Annotated in this window: 13 protein-coding genes; 3 read left to right on the plus strand and 10 right to left on the minus strand. The window is 64.6% G+C overall.

The window, feature by feature from the left end:
- Positions 1-95: 95 nt before the first annotated feature.
- From HMPREF2765_RS08755 to HMPREF2765_RS08765, 3 genes are all read left to right on the plus strand, one after another.
- Positions 96-1,148, plus strand: a complete 1,053-nt coding sequence (locus tag HMPREF2765_RS08755) for a 3-oxoacyl-ACP synthase III (RefSeq protein ID WP_070605408.1) — start codon at positions 96-98, stop codon at positions 1,146-1,148.
- Between the two features lie 83 nt (positions 1,149-1,231).
- Complete coding sequence (locus tag HMPREF2765_RS08760) at positions 1,232-4,228, plus strand: alpha/beta fold hydrolase (protein ID WP_070605412.1); 2,997 nt, start codon at positions 1,232-1,234, stop codon at positions 4,226-4,228.
- A 32-nt stretch (positions 4,229-4,260) separates the two neighbouring features.
- Positions 4,261-5,487: an NAD-dependent epimerase/dehydratase family protein gene (locus tag HMPREF2765_RS08765; protein WP_049343837.1), complete on the plus strand. Its 1,227-nt coding sequence runs from the start codon at positions 4,261-4,263 to the stop codon at positions 5,485-5,487.
- 189 nt (positions 5,488-5,676) lie between these two features.
- On the opposite strand, the gene mutM is transcribed toward HMPREF2765_RS08765, so the two are convergent.
- The 10 genes from mutM to HMPREF2765_RS08815 all read right to left on the minus strand — a co-directional run bounded on the left by mutM (position 5,677) and on the right by HMPREF2765_RS08815 (position 17,951).
- On the minus strand, positions 5,677-6,735 hold the full coding sequence (mutM, locus tag HMPREF2765_RS08770) for a bifunctional DNA-formamidopyrimidine glycosylase/DNA-(apurinic or apyrimidinic site) lyase (RefSeq protein ID WP_049344151.1): 1,059 nt from the start codon (positions 6,733-6,735) through the stop codon (positions 5,677-5,679).
- 90 nt (positions 6,736-6,825) lie between these two features.
- On the minus strand, positions 6,826-7,515 hold the full coding sequence (gene rnc / locus HMPREF2765_RS08775; protein ID WP_049344149.1) for a ribonuclease III: 690 nt from the start codon (positions 7,513-7,515) through the stop codon (positions 6,826-6,828).
- Positions 7,516-7,531: 16 nt separating this feature from the next.
- On the minus strand, positions 7,532-7,735 hold the full coding sequence (rpmF, locus tag HMPREF2765_RS08780; RefSeq protein ID WP_005505656.1) for a 50S ribosomal protein L32: 204 nt from the start codon (positions 7,733-7,735) through the stop codon (positions 7,532-7,534).
- A gap of 30 nt (positions 7,736-7,765) precedes the next feature.
- On the minus strand, positions 7,766-8,356 hold the full coding sequence (locus HMPREF2765_RS08785) for a YceD family protein (RefSeq protein ID WP_080975237.1): 591 nt from the start codon (positions 8,354-8,356) through the stop codon (positions 7,766-7,768).
- A 204-nt stretch (positions 8,357-8,560) separates the two neighbouring features.
- The gene (gene coaD, locus HMPREF2765_RS08790; RefSeq protein WP_070605415.1) at positions 8,561-9,037 is read right to left on the minus strand and encodes a pantetheine-phosphate adenylyltransferase; all 477 of its coding nucleotides are present in this window, start codon (positions 9,035-9,037) and stop codon (positions 8,561-8,563) included.
- A gap of 110 nt (positions 9,038-9,147) precedes the next feature.
- Positions 9,148-9,795, minus strand: a complete 648-nt coding sequence (gene rsmD / locus HMPREF2765_RS08795; RefSeq protein WP_070605418.1) for a 16S rRNA (guanine(966)-N(2))-methyltransferase RsmD — start codon at positions 9,793-9,795, stop codon at positions 9,148-9,150.
- A gap of 109 nt (positions 9,796-9,904) precedes the next feature.
- Complete coding sequence (locus HMPREF2765_RS08800) at positions 9,905-13,378, minus strand: ATP-dependent DNA helicase RecG (protein ID WP_083303641.1); 3,474 nt, start codon at positions 13,376-13,378, stop codon at positions 9,905-9,907.
- Complete coding sequence (locus tag HMPREF2765_RS08805) at positions 13,375-14,652, minus strand: DAK2 domain-containing protein (RefSeq protein ID WP_070605421.1); 1,278 nt, start codon at positions 14,650-14,652, stop codon at positions 13,375-13,377. Before HMPREF2765_RS08805 ends, HMPREF2765_RS08800 begins: the two co-directional genes overlap by 4 nt.
- Before the next feature lie 254 nt (positions 14,653-14,906).
- A complete protein-coding gene (locus tag HMPREF2765_RS08810) occupies positions 14,907-16,247 on the minus strand; it encodes a thiamine-phosphate kinase (RefSeq protein ID WP_070605424.1) in 1,341 nt (446 codons plus the stop codon).
- Positions 16,248-16,325: 78 nt separating this feature from the next.
- A complete protein-coding gene (locus HMPREF2765_RS08815; protein ID WP_246824952.1) occupies positions 16,326-17,951 on the minus strand; it encodes a hypothetical protein in 1,626 nt (541 codons plus the stop codon).
- Between the last annotated feature and the right edge of the window lie 123 nt (positions 17,952-18,074).

The following is an 18,074-nucleotide window of genomic DNA, read 5'->3' on the forward strand; positions in this document are numbered from 1 at the left end:
GGAATGAGCATCACGAATTCTGCGGGGCCGCTGTTCGCATCCCCGCGTTTTTCTATGTATCCCACTGACTTCTATTTTCAAGGGCCACACCATTGATGAATTCATCCGCCGATAAGGTCGGCACGAACTCTGACATTCGCCACGCTAATGCAGCTCTGCTGTCTATTACCCATGAGCTGCCTCCGGAGGTCGTCGCGAGCGACTACTTCGATGAGCAGCTGGCCCAAACCTATCAGCGTCTGCGTATGCCGAAGGGCCTGCTGGAGCGTCTAGCCGGTATTAGCACTCGCCGCGGCTGGGCTGAGGACCAGACCTTCGAGGACGGCGTTGTTGCCGCAGCCGAGAAGGCTATCGAACAGGCGGGTATTGACCGCTCCCAGATTGGCCTGCTGATTAACGCTTCGGTGACTCGCGATAACTTTGAGCCCGCCGTTTCGGTGGGTGTGCACGACCGCCTGGACCTGCCGCGTCACGCCCTGAACTTCGATATTACGAACGCATGCCTGGGCTTTGTGAACGCGATGACTGTCGCCTCCACCATGATTGATGCGGGTGCTATCGACTACGCCCTGATTGTCGCTGGTGAGGACCCCTCCCCGTGGCACCGTACCGCGGTGCGCATCCTGAATAACCCCGATTCGACCCGCGAGGATGTGCTGGCTCAGTTTGCGACCCTGACCCTCGGTTCGGGTGCGGCGGCGGCTGTGATTGGTCGCGCTGACCGCCACCCGGAGGGCCACCGCATCGTCGGTTCGGTGTCCCGCGCGGGCACTGAGCACCGTAACCTGTGCATCGGTGGCGAGGCGGATCAGGGCATGAACACTGACGCCGAGGGCCTGCTCAAGCACGGCCTGGAGCTGGTGGCGCAGGCGTGGGAGCAGGCGCATCAGGACGGCTGGGAGTGGAACGACATGACCTCCTACGTGACCCATCAGATTTCTAACGCCCACACGAACGCCATTATTGAGGCGGTCGGTATTGAGCGTGAGCGCATCCCCTTGACCTTCCCGAAGTGGGGCAATGTGGCTGCGGCGGCTCTGCCGATGACTCTCGCCGAGTGCGCGCCGACCTACACGGAAGGCGACCGTATTCTGTGCATGGGTGTGGGTTCTGGCCTGAACACTGCCCTGCTTGAGATTCAGTGGTAACCCGGTAGCCAGCAGCCTTTAGCCGGTAACCCGTTAGCTTTTGCGGTAGACATTCACCGATTCGATCCGGAAGGATTCCCAGCATGCGCCATTTGAACTTCCCTAAGGCTCAGCCCCCGTATAACCCGGAGGAATGGGCGGGCGTGAACCCGCGCTACTCCCACCTTCTGGAGGTGCCCACCTCCGCCCCCATTGAGCAGCGGGCGCAGCAGGCTGGCGCGCGCCGCTGGCACTACCTGGATAACCTTCCGGTGCTGGTCGAGCAGGGTTTGGAACCGATTGGCACGATCCTGTGCGTGCACGGTAACCCGACCTGGTCGTACCTGTGGCGTACCGTGCTGGATGCGGGCGTGAATGAGCGCGCCCCATGGCGTGTGGTTGCGGTTGATCAGATTGATATGGGTTATTCGGAGCGCACCCACCTGGATTTGGAGGGTGAGCGCCGTAGCCTGGAGGACCGTATTGCCGACCTGGGGGACTTCACGAAGGCGCTCGGTCTGGATGAGACCGATAAGCCGGTCGTAACCCTCGCCCACGACTGGGGCGGGCTGGTGTCCTTCGGTTGGGCGCTGGAGCACCGCGAGATTCTTTCGGGCGTGATGCTGACGAACACCGCGGTCTACCATGACGGCATTGAGAATATCCCTGCCGCCCTGCGCCTGGCGTTGGGCGTGCACGAGTGGGGTACTCACGATTCGACCGCGTTTATTGATGTGACCTTGGGCCTGGCTCAGAATGAGGGCCGCCTGCCCGCGCCGGGTTCTGCCGGTGCCGGGGCGCTTGATGGTGCCCTGCCGCAGCCGGTGGGTCAGCAGCCCAAGCGCCTGTACCCGAGCCCTCTGAACGAGGCGATTTACCGTACGTACCGTGCGCCGTACGCTCATTCGGCGTGGCGTGAGGGTGTGCGTAATTTTGTGGGCGATATTCCGACCGGCACCGATATTCCTTCCTATACGCCGATGCAACGTATTGCCGAGCAGATCCGTGACCTGGACGTGCCCGCGTTCTTCCAGTGGGGCACGAAGGACCCGGTGTTCCAGCGTCGCTACCTGTTCGACCTGATGGAGCGCATGCCGCAGGCGAAGGTGCACCGCTACGAGAAGGCCTCGCACCTGGTCATTGAGGATTACGATATTGCCTCCCCCATGATTTCGTGGCTTGCGCAGACTTTCGGCACAAGGGAGGATGGCGCTCTGGTGCCCCCGCACAACGTTGAGGCGGAGCATCGTGCCGCCCGCGCGCGCCGCCACAGTCTGACTGCCGGCGAGGGCGCTACCGCTGAGGGCGCTGTTCCTGCGGCGTTCCGCCCCATGCTCGCGGCCCTTACCGAACGCGCCAATGACGCCTCCACCGCCGTGGTGGATATGGACCCCAAGGGTGATGGCACCTCCGTTTCTGTGACCCTGACCTGGGCTGAGCTGAACCAGCAGGTCAACGCCGCCGCGACCCGCCTACACGCCCTGGGTGTGCGTCCGGGCGACCGCGTGAACCTGATGGTACCTCCGGGTGCCCGCCTGACCACCCTGATTTACGCCTGCATGAAGCTGGGCGCTGTCATTGTGGTGGCTGATACCGGTCTGGGTATTCCGGGTCTGACTCGCGCGTTGAAGGGCGCTAACCCGAGCTTCCTGGTGGGTATTCCCGCCGCGCTCAGTGCTGCCCGTACCCTGCTGTGGCCGGGTGTGCGTATTTCTGTGGAGCCGCTGGGTTCGGTACAGGAGAAGCTCTTGGGTGTTGCCGGTTCGGTGTTTACCGCGCCCGCCGCTGACGGTACTCCGGGTGCGCCGGTGCCCACCCCGACCGTGGTGGAGTTCCCCTCCCCCGTGCCGGATGCTGATGCGGCGGTGCTGTACACCTCCGGTTCGACCGGCCCGGCTAAGGGTGTGGTGTACACGCAGCGTCAGCTGGCGGGTATGCGCGACGCTATTGCGAATACGTACGGTTTTGCGCCCGGTAGCGGCCTGGTGGCTGGCTTCGCGCCGTTTGCGCTGTTGGGCCCGGCGCTGGGTGCTACCAGCGTGACCCCGACGATGGATGTGACCCGTCCGAAGACCCTGACGGCTTCGGCATTGGCGTCGGCTGCGGCGGCTATTGATGCGTCGGTCGTGTTTGCTTCCCCCGCCGCCCTGGTGAATGTGGTGGCGACCGCCGATGAGCTGAACGCTGAGCAGCGTGCGGCGTTGGCTAAGGTTCAGACCGTGCTGAGCGCTGGCGCGCCGATTCCCGTGCCGCTGCTGGAGGCGCTCTCCGCCCTGGTGCCGAATGCCTCCCTGCACACCCCGTACGGCATGACCGAGGGTCTGCCGGTGACCGATGTGTCTTTCGAGATGATTCGCCAGGCGATTGCTGAGGGCACCCCGAATGCTGCCGGTGAGGTGCTTGACCCGTTCGCCCGTGACGGCGTGTGCGTTGGTTTTGCGGTGTACGGTGCGGCGGTGGCTATTGCGCCGCTGCTGCAGGACGGTTCGGTGGCGGATGAGCTGACCCATGAGCCGGGTGTGACCGGTGAGATTCTGGTGTCGGCACCGCATGTGAAGGACCGCTACGACACCCTGTGGGTGACTGAGGAGCAGTCCATTAGCACTCCGGGTTGGCATCACACCGGTGACGTCGGGCACTTGGACGCTTCGGGTCGCCTGTGGGTTGAGGGCCGCCTCGCCCACGTGCTGCTGACCTCCCAGGGCGTGCTGACCCCGGTGGCCGCCGAGCAGTCCGCCGAGTCGCTGCCGGAGGTGCGCCGCGCCGCCCTGGTTGCGGTGGGCCCCGCCGGAACCGCCGCCCCCGTGCTGGTCATCGAAGCTTCCGCGAACACCGCCGTACTGGAGGCGCGCCAGTCGGCCTCCGCGTTCAAGCGCGCCCTGCTCGACCGCGTGCCCGGCGTGGGCCGCTTCCCCATCGCGGAGGGCGTGGCACCCTTCGAGCTCTCCCAGCTGGTGCGCCGAAAGGTCGCCGAGGATACCGGTGTGGAGGTGGCCGCTGTGCTGGTGGTGCACGAGCATCCGACCGATATTCGCCACAATTCGAAGATTGACCGCCCCGCCCTGGGCGAGTGGGCGGCAAAGGTCCTCGCCGGGGCGTAAATCCGCCGGGTCTTTACTTTCTAAGGAGCATGATGTCCCCTCGTTCTTCTCGTGGGTCCTCTTCTCGCGAGGCTGCGTCCCGCCTGTCGCCTGCGCACACGGCGGCCTCCCCCACGGCTCGTTTCCGTAAGCCGGCGCGCCCCCTGGCCGCCCCCTACAGCGACCCCGCGCCGCGTTCCCTGCGCGCCGTCGAGGAGTCGGACTTCGCGCCGCGTATTGGCGAGCGCATCCTCTTCACAGGCGCGTCGGGCCTGCTGGGTCGTGAGAGCGTGCTGGAGCTGCTGCGCGTCGGTTACGATGTGCGCGTTCTGCAGCGCGGCGACTCGGGCATCGCGGCCCTGCTACCCGATTCGATTCGCCCCCGCTTTGAGCAGGTGCGCGGCGACATCACGAACGAAAAGGTCGTCGACGAGGCCATGACCGGCGTGGACGGCGTGGTGCACGCGGCCGCGAAGGTTTCGGTCAGCGGCGAATGGGCCGACTACGAGCGCATTAATATTGGCGGAACCCGCGTCATGCTACAGGCCGCCGTGAACCACTCGGTGCGCACCTTCCTGTACATCTCCTCGCCCTCGGTGGCGCACGCGGGATCTTCCATCGTGGGTGACGGCGCCGGCGTGGCATCCCCGGAGCACGCGCGCGGCAACTACGCCCGTTCCAAGGCGGCCGCTGAGCTGCTGGTTCTGGAGGCGAACGGCACGCCCCTGCCCTCGGGCGGGGTCATGCACACCGGCGCGTTGCGCCCGCACCTGATGTGGGGTCCGGGCGATACCCAGCTGGTGGAGCGTATTCTGGAGCGTTCCGCCGCCGGGCGCCTGCCGCTGCTTTCGGGCGGTACGGGCCTGATTGACACGCTCTACATTGATAACGCCGCGGATGCGCTGGTGCGCGGCTATCAGCGCCTCGACGCCTTTGCGGGCCGGGCGCTGGTGGTCACGAACGGCCAGCCGCGCACTATCTCTGAGCTACTCAGCGGTTTCTGCGAGGCGGTCGGCGTTCCCGCCCCGCGCTTCTCGGTGCCGGCGAAGGTTGCGGCCCTGGCCGGACGCGTAATCGAGCGCGTGTGGGAGCGTCTGCCGAAGAACGTGACGGCCGGCGATGAGCCGCCCATGACGGAGTTCCTTGCCGAGCAGCTCTCGACGGCACACTGGTTCGATCAGCGCCGCACCCGCGAGCTGCTGCAGTGGGAGCCCGCCGTGTCGATTGAGGAGGGCTACGAGCGCCTGGGGGCTTTCTACGGAGACAAGTACAGTCGCTAGGCGCAGACCCCCTACGCCTCCCCCCCCCCCAGCCTTGTCTGCCGGCTCTTGCCGCGGCGGGTTTAAATGAATGACGGCGTAGCTACATCCCCCGTTTTCGGGAGGAACGTAGCTACGCCGTCATTTTTGCGCCGGAGCGTCTATCTAGCGTGATACTTTATGGAGCTTTTACCTGGCCCGCGCTTTTACCTAGCGGGAGCGCGGCGCCCGCTGGCAGTGCGGGCAACGGTAGGATGAGCGGTTCTGGAACGGCTCGCGCACGATCAGGGAGGTGCGGCCCGCCTCCGCGCAACGGTGGCAGGGCTCCCCGGCACGCCCGTAGGCGTTCAGCGAGCGCTCGAAGTACCCCGACTCGCCCAGCACGTTCACGTACAGGGCGTCGAAGCTTGTGCCGCCGGCCGCCAGGGACTCGCGCAGTACCTGGGTGACCGCCTCCAGCAGTTCGCGGGTCTGCGCGGCGCTCAGGGTGCGCGCGGGCTTCGCGTAGTGCAGCCGCGCACGCCATAGCGCTTCGTCGGCGTAGATATTGCCCACCCCGGAGATCACGGACTGGTCCAGCAGAACCTTCTTAATGCCGCTGGAGGTACGCAAAAACTTGCGGCGCACCGCCGCGGGGTCGAAGAATTCGTCCAGCGGGTCGCGGGCAATGTGTTTGACCGCCTGCGGCACGAGAAAGTGCTCAGCTACCAGAAAATGCTCGGGCACGGCGCTTTCATCAGAGGCTACTTCACCCGCAACCGCCGCGGGGACATCCGGCACGAGCGGGCTGAGGAACATGCCGCCGAAGATGCGCTGATCCACGAAGAGCAAGCGCTGCCCGGTGCGTCCCTCCCCCTCGGAGGTTTCTTCGGGCCTGGCTTCCGCGGGCCCCAGTTCCAGTGCCACGCGCAGGTGCCGCGGCTGCTCATCAAAGGCCGCGCGAGCCTCCGAATCATTACCCGAGTCGCTACCGGAATCATCGCCCGGCTCATCGCGCACGAGCAGCTGACCGCTCATGCCCAGATGCACCACGAGCGCCTCATCGGCGAGCGCCCCGTCCGGCTCGCTCAGGGTCAGCCACAGGTACTTGCCGCGGCGGTAGGCGCCGCGCAACGCCCTGCCGGTGAGCGCCGCCTCGAAGTGGGCGGGACCGGGCAGGTGTCTACGTAGCGAACGCGCATCCAGCACTCGCACCGCCTGCACGGGGCGGCCCAGCGAATGGTCGGCTAGACCTGCGCGAACGGTTTCTACCTCGGGCAGTTCGGGCATGATTCCCTCCAATCAGCACAGGCTCAACAGGGGCAGGCTCAGCTGAGATAACTCAACGAGAAGCCTAGACAGGGTACTTAGACGAGCACCCTATACCAGAACCCGGTAGGCCTGCTCGGCGGCCAGGCGTTCCGCTTCCTTCTTGCTCGGGCCCACGCCGGTGCCCGTCTTCTGGTTCGCCACGATTGCGACCGCGGTGTACACGCGCGCGTGGTCGGGACCCTCACCGGTGACTTCATAGCTGACGTCCCCCCAGCCGCGAGCGGTGGCGAGGTTCAGCAGGTCGGTCTTCCAATCGCGGCCGGAGTTCAGCACATTCTCGTCGTCGAGCAGCGGCGCGATTAGGCGCAGAACCAGCTCGCGGGCTGCCTCGCGACCGCACTGCAGGTAGGTCAGGCCAAAAATCGCTTCCATGGTGTCGGCAAGAATCGAGTCCTTATCGGCGCCGCCGGTATGAATCTCACCCTTGCCGAGCCGAATGTACCTGCCCAGGTCCAGGTCGCGCGCTACCTTCGCCAGCGCCACGGTGGACACCACCACGTGGTGCAGCTTCACGAGTTCACCCTCGGGTAGCTCGGGGTAGCGTCGGTACACTTCTTCAGCAATCGCCAGGGAGAGCACGGAGTCGCCCAGGAACTCCAGGCGTTCGTTGTGCTCCACCCCGGGGTTCTCGAAGGCGTAGGAGCGGTGGGTTAGGGATAGCAAAAACGTCTCGGCGTCGATATCGACCCCGAGACGTTTACGCAACTCCCTAGTATCAACACTAGGAAATTCAGTCATAAGGATTCACCGCTTCTTAGGCGTCTGCAACCTTACGGCCCTTGTACTCCAGGAACAGGGCGTTGCCTGCAGCGTCGGTTACAACCTTTGCCTGGTGGGGCAGGCTGTAGGTCACGCGACCGTTCTCAACGGTCTTAACCAGCTGGGGCACGGATGCCTTCCACTGGGAACGGCGTGCGCGGGTGTTAGCGCGGGACATCTTGCGCTTGGGAACAGCCACAGCTATCTCACAATCTCTAGTAACAACAATTTAGTTTTCGGTATCTGCGCCGAGCAGGCCCTGCAGGGCCGACCAGCGCGGATCCAACACCTCGTGATGATGCCCGGGGTCATCCTCCAGGCGCGCACCGCAATCGGCGCACAGACCCTGGCAGGTGTCCCTACAAACAGGCTGGAACGGCAGTTGAAGGATTACTGCGTCCCGCAGTGCCGGTTCAAGGTCGATCGAATCATCCTCAACGGCGTACTGCTCATCTACTTCGTCTTCGGGGCCGCCAGCCGGGGCCTTCTCAAAGACGAAAAGCTCTTGAATATTGGCCGACATCTCGTAATCAATCGGATCCAAGCAGAGGCTACACTCGCCGTGTACATCCACGACAACGGAGCCGGTAACTAGGATACCATCAACAACAGACTCCATACGAATATCGAGGTCAATATCCGAACCCTCTTCCACGCCGATGAGCGCGTTACCTAGGTCTGCCGGTGCGGGCACGACCTCGGTGAGGGTTTCCATGGTGCCGGGACGGTGCATCAGGTTAGTAACCGATACCACCAGCGGCGATGCGTCTGTACGTGAAATGGCGTTTCTCCTTACGAAATGTATAAGCCAAAGTCCCATTTTAGGGGTGGTTCGCGCGGTTAATCAAGATTAAGGCTCTTTTAAATCCAATTAAGTGGCGCTCACCTCTTAAATATCTCCTCAAGGAGGCGCCGTGCGGCACTTAACAGCCGGTCGGGGCTACTACAGGGGCGGTAAGCTCCCTGTCGGCGGTGCGGGTGCACCGGGCGGGCAGGCTCTCTAACGCCCCAAGACCCGGCTTAACTAGGCGTTTTTCAGAGCGCGGGCGACCGCCTCCGGCACGAAGGGAGTCACGTCACCACCCAGCGAAGCCACCTCACGAATAATCGTGGACGACACCGCACCGTAGCGGTCCTCACCCGCCAAAAACACCGTCTCAACCTGCGCCAGGTGGCGGTTCATGCTCGCCATTGGCGCCTCATAGCTGTAGTCCGTCGCCGAACGCAGACCCTTCACCAGCACCTTCGCGCCACGCTCCGCCGCGTACTCGGCAAGCAGCACGCCCGGCGGAATCGGCTCTACGCTCACACCCTCAATGCCGAGCTCCTGCAGGGACTCACGCACCAGCTGCACGCGCTCATCCAGCGAGAAGCGGTACTTCTTGGCGCTATTGTGCGCCACGCCCACAATCACCTCGTCAAAGAGCTGAGCGGCGCGGGCAATAATCTCCAGGTGGCCGTGGTGCACGGGGTCAAAAGATCCGGGGCAGAGGGCAATCATGGCGGTCCCTTCACGAATAAATATCGGACGTTGGAATGACTAGATGCGGGAGGGTTAGAGGGGTTGAGTTCGCGGGGGTTACGCGAGCGCAGGGTTACGCGAGCTCGGGCTTAGGCTGCGAGCTCTTCAGCGTCCTCGCCGGGCTCAAGGTTCGCGCCGGGCTCGTCGCCCGCCTGTTCCTCCGCTTCGTCAGGCTCCACGTAGTAGAGCACCGTCTCGCCGTGCTGGCGGGTCGAAAAACAGTACAGCCCCTCGCCCCACACCGGCTCGGGGTCGCGCGAAGAACGCTCCACCACGACCACGGCACCCTCGGCAAGCTTGGGGGTCAGCGCCTCCAGCAGCTCGCTGACCTGCTCGTTCGGCATGGCGTAGGGCGGGTCAACAAACACCAGGTCCCACGGGCCGGAGGCGGACTTCACGTAGGTCAGCGCCTGAGACTGCTGCACGCGCGCCGCAGAGCCGGTGCCGGTGCGACCCATTGCTTTCTCCACCGCGGCAACGTTCTTGCGAATCACCGCAACAGCCTTCGGGTACGTGTCCAGTAGCGTCACGGAGGCGGCACCGCGCGAGAGCGCCTCGCAGCCCAGCGCGCCCGAGCCGCCAAAGGCGTCCAGCACGCGGGCGCCACGAATAATGTCGTAGCTCTCCAGCTTCGAGAAGAGGGATTCCTTCACCCGGTCGGTGGTGGGGCGAGTATTATCCCCCGGAACCGAGGCAAGGCGAACGCCTCCGGCGGCACCGGAAATAATACGGCTCATAGGTCTCTCCTCTTAACTAGTGCGGTGTGTTGACGTCACGGTTTCAGCGAGTGGTGGGCAAGGCAGATTGGTGGGCGGGGCGGGCAGGGCGTTCTGCCCCGTTGGGCGTTTATCCCCTGCCGAGGAACGCCTCACGGTCAGCGTCCAGGGCGCGGTCAATCGTACGCGCCAACGACGGATGCTTAGCCAGCGTCGGGTCCTTCTCCACCACCGAGCGGGCATCCTCACGGGCACGCTCAATAATGTCGGCATCGGCGAGCGCCCGCAAGAACCGCAGGGTGCTCTTCGAGCCCGATTGTGCAGCACCCAGAATATCACCCTCACGGCGCTGCGCCAGGTCGATGCGGGAGAGCTCAAAGCCGTCCGTGGTGGAGGCGACCGCATCCAGGCGCTCGCGGGACACGCCGCCCTCCTCCTGGCGGGTCACCAGCAGGCAGGTGCCCGCGTAGCCGCCGCGGCCCACACGACCGCGTAGCTGGTGCAGGCCCGAGATGCCGAAGCGGTCGGCGTCCATGATAATCATGAGCGTGGCGTTCGGGACGTTCACGCCCACCTCAATGACGGTGGTGCTGATGAGCAGGTCAATCTCACCGCGCTCGAAAGCAGTCATGACAGCGGTCTTCTCCGCCGGGTCCATGCGGCCGTGCAGGGTGCCGATACGCACGCCGACGAGGGCATCCTCAGCGCTCAGATAGGAGTACATTGAGGCGACCGAGGTCAGCTGAACCTTGCCGTCGCTGCTGGCGCTACCGCCCTGACCGAAATAGCCCTGGGCTGAGTTACCCGCGCCGGCACCGTTCAGGCTGGATGCGCCAAAGAACGCCGCGCCCTCCTCCAGGCCGTCGCCGTCCTCCCCAATTTTGGGTACGACAACATACACCTGGTGGCCCGCGTCGATTTCTTCGCGGGCGCGCCGCCACAGGCGGGACGCCCAGGCGGGCTTCTCAGCGAGGGGCACCACGTGCGTCGAGATTTTCTGTCGACCGGCGGGCAGGGTGTCGAGCACGGACACGTCCAGGTCGCCAAACACCGTCATGGCGACGGTACGCGGAATGGGCGTTGCGGTCATGACCAGGCGGTGAGGCAGGGCGCCGTCGGTGCCGCGCAGGCCATCGCGCTGCTCCACGCCGAAGCGGTGCTGCTCATCCACGACGACCAGGCCCAGGTCGTGGAAGCTCACATCGTCAGAGAGCAGGGCGTGCGTGCCAATCACGATCTGGGCGGTGCCGTCGGCGAGTTCCTGCAGGACCTGGCGCTTAGCGCGGGTACCCATGGAGGCGGTCAACAGGCGCACGCGCACGCGTCCGGGTTCTTCCCCGCCGCCAGTTGAGCCGTCAGCGTCAGCATCTTCGGGCGCCGCCATATCCCCCAGGATGTCCAGCACCGAACGCAAATGCTGCTCGGCAAGCACCTCGGTCGGGGCGAGCATCGCGGACTGGCCGCCCGCATCGGCAACCTGCAGCATCGCGCGCAAAGCCACCACGGTCTTACCGGAACCCACATCACCCTGCAACAGGCGGTTCATGGGCGACTCGCTCGACAGGTCGGCGGCAATCTCAGCGCCCACCTTCTGCTGCCCCTCGGTCAGCTCGTAGGGCAGAACTTCCAGAAGCTGATCGGCGAGGCCGCCCTCCACGGCGGGGCGCGGCTGGGTCAGGTGCGCGGCACGCACCGAATGCAGGCGGGCGAGCGCGCTCTGTAGCACGAATGCCTCGCGGTAACGCATCTGCGCCTGCGCGGCACGCCACGTGTCCTCCGAGTCGGGGGTGTGCAGGGCGCGGTACGTCCACTCCAGCGACGGCACCTTGCGGGCGCGACGAATCGTGTACGGCACCGGGTCTTCAAGCTCTTTGAGCGGCACCTTTTCGAGTAGTTGCGCCATGTAGCCGCTGATGCGGTCGGTGGGTAGCTTCACGGGCGCACGGTAGACGGGTACGGGGGCGGTGGCTGCGTCGGTCACGTCCGCGCCGGAGGCATCTTTCGAGAGCAGGGCGTAGTGCGGGTTGGTGAGGGTGTATTCGCCGCGGTAGATGCCGACCCTGCCGGAGAACATCATGGTTTCGCCCTCGTGGATTTCGCGGGCGGCGGTCCAGGCGTTGAAGAAGGAGAGCTTCATCTGCGAGCCAATGAGCGCACCCACACCGGGGTTCGTGCTCGGGCTGGGTGCGGGCACGCCAAAGAGGCCTCCCTGCACGAAGCTATCCTGTGCAAAACTATCCTGGCCGTAGCTATCTGCGTAGCCGCTATAGGAGGCGGGCTGGGCTCCCCTGCCTTGGGCGGTGTTAGCGAGCGCGTTAATGCGCGGGTTGTGCATCCCGGTCGCCTGCCAATTCTGCGCGGGCACACCGGATACGCTGGATGCACTGGATGAACCGGGTCGGTTAGCTCGTCCGGGCACCACGGATACGGGACCGCCAGCCCCGTAACCAGCAGCACCAAAACCGGCAGGTGCGTCCTGCCCGGTTGCGTCGGAGAGCCGGTCGGTGATGGTCACTTCCGTGATTTTGCCTCGGCGTGCCGCCATGGTTCGGGTGCTCACGTGCACCACGCGGGCAATGATGGTGACGTCCTGACCTTCGACGAGTTCGGCGAAGGAGCTGAGCTCACCGCGCGGCAGGTATTTGCGCGGGAAGTATTCGAGCATCTCCCCGACGGTGTGCAGATCCAGATGCGTGGCGATTGCCTTGGCGCTGGGTGCGGGCAGGTACTTTTTGAGCGGCGCATTTTCGATGCGGTCTTCGGAGGCGTAGCGCGCCAGGGCACGGCTTTTAGCCTCCGCGGCGGCTGATGCGGGTTTATCAGCCGCGACTTTCTCAGCGGTTGCCTTCTTCGCGGAAGCTTTCTGGGCGGGCGCTTTCTTTGCGGGAGTTACCTTCTTCGCTACGACCTTTTTAGGTGCAGTCTTTTTGGGTGCGGGCTTTTCAGCTTCTGCATGAGGCGCGCTCTTCTGCTCGCCCCCTTCGCTTGCCTTCGTTACCTTCTGTAGGCGCGCCGAAGTAGCCCGCACGGGAGTCTCATTCTCCTGCGGGCTCGGTTCGTTCTGAACTAGTTCTTTCTGGGCAGGTGCTTTCCGGGCAGGTTCCCCCGGCAGATGTGCTTCCGGCTGAGTAGCCTGCCGTGCCGCCAACGCAATATCGACCAGCTCGTAGAGAGCGTCGTCGGTCATGGTGTGCGCGGCGGGACCCAGCGAATGTTTGAGCGTCTTGAGCGCCTTACGGTAGGGTGCGCTGGCGCGCTGTGCCGCGCGTTCGCTCAGCTCGGCGCGGCTCGCCTTGCCCCGGGCGTAGGCGGCAAGATCGCGCACGGTCAGCTCGGCGGTGGTGCGGAGCTGTTCATCGCTCAGTAGCGGCGCATCCTTTTTCCGTTGCCGAGCTCGGGTCGCGGAATCAGCACGGGTCGCAGAACCGGCACGGGCAGGCTCCACAACCGTTGAATCTACGGACTCAGAATCTACGGGCTCACTCTGCGCTGCCTCAGCTTTCGCGGGCTTATTTGTCGGCTTAGTTTTGACCGGAGCAGGCTCAGGAAGACCCAAGTCCAGGGCTTCCTGCTGCGGGTTCACGGAACGTCGGGCGGGGCTCATGCGCCGCCCTCCGCACCGCACGCGTGGTCGGCGTGACGACCATCCGCCAGGGAGGAAATACGCTCATCCGACCACTGACCGTAGCCCATAATCAGCTCGCGGGCGGGGTCGATGTCGGGCACGTGCACGTGCAGTGCCCAGAGCCCCGCCGCCATGTCCAGGGGCGTAATGAGCAGGCTGTCGCCCATGGCTTCAAGTTCGGGGCGCAACTGCGCCAGGGCGAGGGGCTCGCAGGTCAGCGTACCCATGAGCTCCCAGCCACTCTGCCCCTCACCTTCTGCGTGCTCGGCAGGTTCAGAACCTACCGCAGAAGCCACACCGGCAGAGGGCGCACGCAGCATGGACTCCACCTGCGCCTCGTTCAGGGTCGCCCCCTCCCAACGCGGGTTGGAGTGCACCACGGCAAGGTAGAAGCCGAGCGCACCGGCATCCACGAAACCGGCAAGCTCGGGCGAGGGCGGGAACTGCGCGGTACGTTCCAGAGCGGCACGCATCAGCGCACGTCGACGCTCTTTCAGCACCTCGTCAGCGGCTTCTGCGTCCTGTGATGCATCATAGTGTGCGTCCAGGCGGGCGAGCTCCACCATGACCGACAGCATCGTGGAGGGCACCATCTGCTCCCCCACGCTGGCACGAATACGCTCAGCCGCGAACGCCATCGCGCGCGCCTCCGCGTGGGCGTACTCCAGCTTCACTTCGCGGTGCTTCGGCAGGGAACCGCCAGCCAGCACACGCTCGTAGTCTGCTTCCAGGGCGCGCACGAGCGGCAACTCGGCAGCCGCATCGCCAAGCTCCTGGGCGAGGTTTCCGGGCAGGAACCAGTAGCTGCGCACCGCCTCAAGCGCCCAAGCGCAAAGCAGAGTACCAGAGTTGCCGCGCGCCACGCGGGATGCGCGCATAATCGCGTGCTCGTAGATGCCGCCCAGCTGAATCCACAGGTGGGCGAAGGTTTCTTCTTCGGAGGTGCCCGCCGCCTCGGGCACGCACGCGCCCTCCCCGCCGGGGATTTCGCCAGCGGGCAGAGCCTCACTGGGCAGAACCTGTTCCATGCCACGCTCAAACTCTTCGGTCAGGGTCAGCAGGGTATGGGCGATATTGGAGCCGGTGTCCTTATCGGGCACGGGGAACCCATTGAGCTCGTTGAGCGCCTCGCGGTAGCGTTCGATGGTGGTGCGGGCGGCGGTGGACCACGCTACGCCGAAGCGGTAGGCGCGCACGCAGGCGCGGCGGTAAATCTCGCGTTCTTCGGTGCGCTGGTTCTGTTCTGCGTTCACGCTACCCTCCTCGTCGGTTTCGTCAGTTTCGCTCGGTTCTCGGCTGAGTTCTCCACTAGTTCTCGGCTGAGTTTGTGGCTAGTTCCCGACTGATTTCTCAGCGCCCGCGGCACGGGCGGGATTCAGCCTATTTCGTACTTCTATTCTAGGCAATTTCGGTTAAATGTACGGTATTGTCCGTCGTCTATCCCGCGGGCTGAAAGCACGGACTAAACATATAAACCGCACGCACCTCGCGGCACTCGGTGAAGCTCCTACGCGGAAGCCCCGTAGTGTTCCCAGCCCATGCCGTCCAGGGAGCGGCCGTCCATCACGACCGCCGCGCCGGTCACCGCATTGTGGCGGCGCTCGGCACCGTAGAGTTCAGCGCTCAGACCGCGCTCCGGGGCGTCCGCCACGCAGGTGCCCAGGGGCACGAACTCTTCGGGTACCTCACCGGGGAAGGTCGCCAGCAGGCCGTGGTCTTCTCCACCGACCAGCACGAAGGTGCGTGCCAGGGATGCGGGGCTCTCCCCCGCCTCGTTGCGCTCACCAATCGCCAGCAGCAGGCGCGCCAACGGTAGCAGCGGCTCGGCGAACGCATCCACGGCGGCGCGGTCGAGGCGCATCTGCATCCCGGAGGCGGCGGCAACTCGCCCGGCGTCCTTGACGAGTCCGTCAGAAAGATCCAGCATGGAGCTTGCCTGATGCTGGCGCGCCACATCACCGGCGGGGATGGGGCTGACCGGGTGGTGCTGTGATTCGACGGCGCGCTCGCAGACCGCAATCATGTGCGCGGCATCTTCGGGGGTGAGGGTGCGGACAAGCTCGATGAGCCCCTCGGGAAGAGCGCTAGAGCCTTCAGCTTGCTTCTTTTCCCACGCCTGAGCTACCGCCCCCAGCGCCGCTTCGACTTCCTGGCCTGCGGCGATGGCACGCAGCAGTGCCGTAGCGGGCAGGGAGAGCGGGTTGAGTAGCAGGCGCAGACCGGCATCGGACCAGGCGGTACGCCCCGCCAGGGCGATAGTGTCACCGGGGCGCGCGCCGGAGCGTAGCACGGCGCGGTCCGTGTAGCCGAGGGCGGTAACGGTCACCGACATTTCGGTGGAGTCGCCAATATCGCCGCCGCCAATCACGCATTCGGTGGCTCCGCAGGCGTTGATTCCGTCCACAATGCCGTGGGCGAAGCCGTCAATCCAGCCGTAAGGAGTGCTACCGGGCAGGCTCAAAGAGATGAAGAGGCTCGCCGGGCGTGCCCCCATGGCGGCAACGTCAGCGAGGTTCTGGGTCGCAGCTTTGCGCCCCACATCGTAGCCGCTACTGCGGGCGGGTTCCAGGATGAAATCACCGGCCTCACCTGCCCGTGCGATACCGCCGGGCCACAGGTTCATGAAGTCCTGGTCCTCAACGAGAGTGTCGGTGGTGACCACGGTACGCTGACCGGGCGCGGGCTCGGCGAGGACGGCACAGTCGTCACCGGGGCCCACCTCGAGGGGTTCGCTGCGCCCCGCCTGGCGTGCCGCAGCGGCAACCTGCTCGTTGTGGGCGTTGATAATCGGCATGAAAGCGCGCAGAACGCGGGACTCCCCCAGCTTTGAGAGAGGTGTCTCTCGCATGGGGTTGTCCCGCGTTTCGCTAAAAGTCTGAGGATTCACATCCTCTATTATCGCGTATTCTTACGCGTTATGTTCGCCTTATGCTCCGCGGCTGAAGTAGCGGATTGCCAGAGCAATCAACACCAGACCGATGAGTGAGAAGAGGATCAGCGGTGCAATGCCGGAAAGTCCGGAATCGTCCGCGTCCGCATTCTTCACGGCCTGCTCCTGGGCGGCGTTCGCGCCGTCAGCCTTTGCCACGCTCTTTGCGGAGCGGCTGGCGCTAGCCGAGGTGGAGGAGCTAGGCGATTTCGAAGCCGATACCAAGCTTGAGGAGCTCGAGGGGCTTGCCTCGTGGGAGTGGTCCTCTTCGGTCTTATTGCGCGAGAGGTATCCGGCAACCCAGTCTGCCGCACCCGGAATGGAGTCATTCGAGCCGTTATTGGCTGCGATTCGTCCGAGGGTGGTGCCGCCAGAACGCAAGGGATCATCATCATCGTCAAGTCTGTCATTCGGTGCCTTGGTGCTCGGTGAAGAGCTTGAAGATCCCGAAGAGGAGCTTGAAGAGTCCGAGGAGCCACCGGGTCGCGGAAGCTCGATGGAGATGACGACGTCTTCCCCCGAGGTTTCCTGACGGTTTCCAGGGACGGTCACCGGGTTGTTCGCCGGAGGAATCGGAGCAACAGGTTCGGTCTCGATCGGGGTAACCGATTTGGAGTCCGAGCTGTCCTTGTTATCCTCTACCGGAGCTACCGGAATCACGGGGATGACCGCGTCCTTGGTCGGCTCGTTAGTCGGCTCCTGCTTAGCTTCCTTGGAGGGCTCCTGAGTCGGATCCTGAACCGGGGCCGGAACAACTGGAACCTGAGAGGGCTCCGGGTTCGGCTCGGGAGTTACATCCTTGGTTGGTTCAGGAGCGGGCACCGGATTCGGCTCCGGAGCGGGGTCCTGGGTCGGCTCCGGGGTCGGTTCGGGAGTTACGTCCTTCGTCGGCTCGGGAGTAGGTTCAGGGGTAGGCTCCGGATTCGGTTCGGGGGTCGGTTCGGGAGTAGGTTCCGGAGTCGGATCCTGAGTAGGCTCCGGGGTCGGCTCGGGAGTTACATCCTTCGTCGGCTCGGGAGTAGGTTCAGGGGTGGGCTCTACCGTAGGCTCAGGAATCGGATCCTTGGTGGGTTCCGCGGTGGGCTCCACAGTAGGCGCAACGGTCGGTTCCGGAGTGGGAGCAACAGTAGGTTCTGCCGTCGGCTGGACCGTAGGCTCCGCAGTCGGAGCTACAGTCGGCTCAGCCGTCGGAGTTGCAGTAGGAGCAACACTCGGTTCGGCACTTGCGCTAGGAGCTACGGTCGGCGTAGCAGTAGGTTCAGCGGTCGCCTCCTTAGAGGGCTCTGCGCTAGGACTCGCCGTAGCACTCGGGGTTGCGGTAGCACTCGCAGAAGCGGTGGGCTCGGCAGTAGGCTGCGCGGTAGCGTTCGGGCTGGGCGTAGCACTCGCGGAGGGCTCGGCGCTAGCGGTGGGCTGAGCACTCGAAGAAGCGCTAGGCTGAGCGGTGGGCTCTGCCTGCGCTTTGTCAGTCTTATTGTCCCCCTGAGCGGTGGGCCATGCGCTCACGGTTGCGAGCGTGGGTACTGCCGCCTGAGAGGAAGATGCCGCGGCCGCGGCGGGGTCCAGGGTTTGGCTTGCGGTGCCGACAGGGTTCGGCGGAAGCTGTGACGCTGCCTCCTGCACATCTTGAGCAAATGAGGCTACGTATGGACTTCCGGAAGCAACCAGTGCTGTCGCCAGACTCGCAGAGACCACCTTACGGTTTCGTTTTCCCAAAGGTTGTCCTTGACTTTCTAATACGTTGTG

Source organism: Rothia sp. HMSC062H08 (assembly GCF_001810775.1).
In the GTDB taxonomy this organism is placed as follows: Bacteria; Actinomycetota; Actinomycetes; order Actinomycetales; family Micrococcaceae; genus Rothia.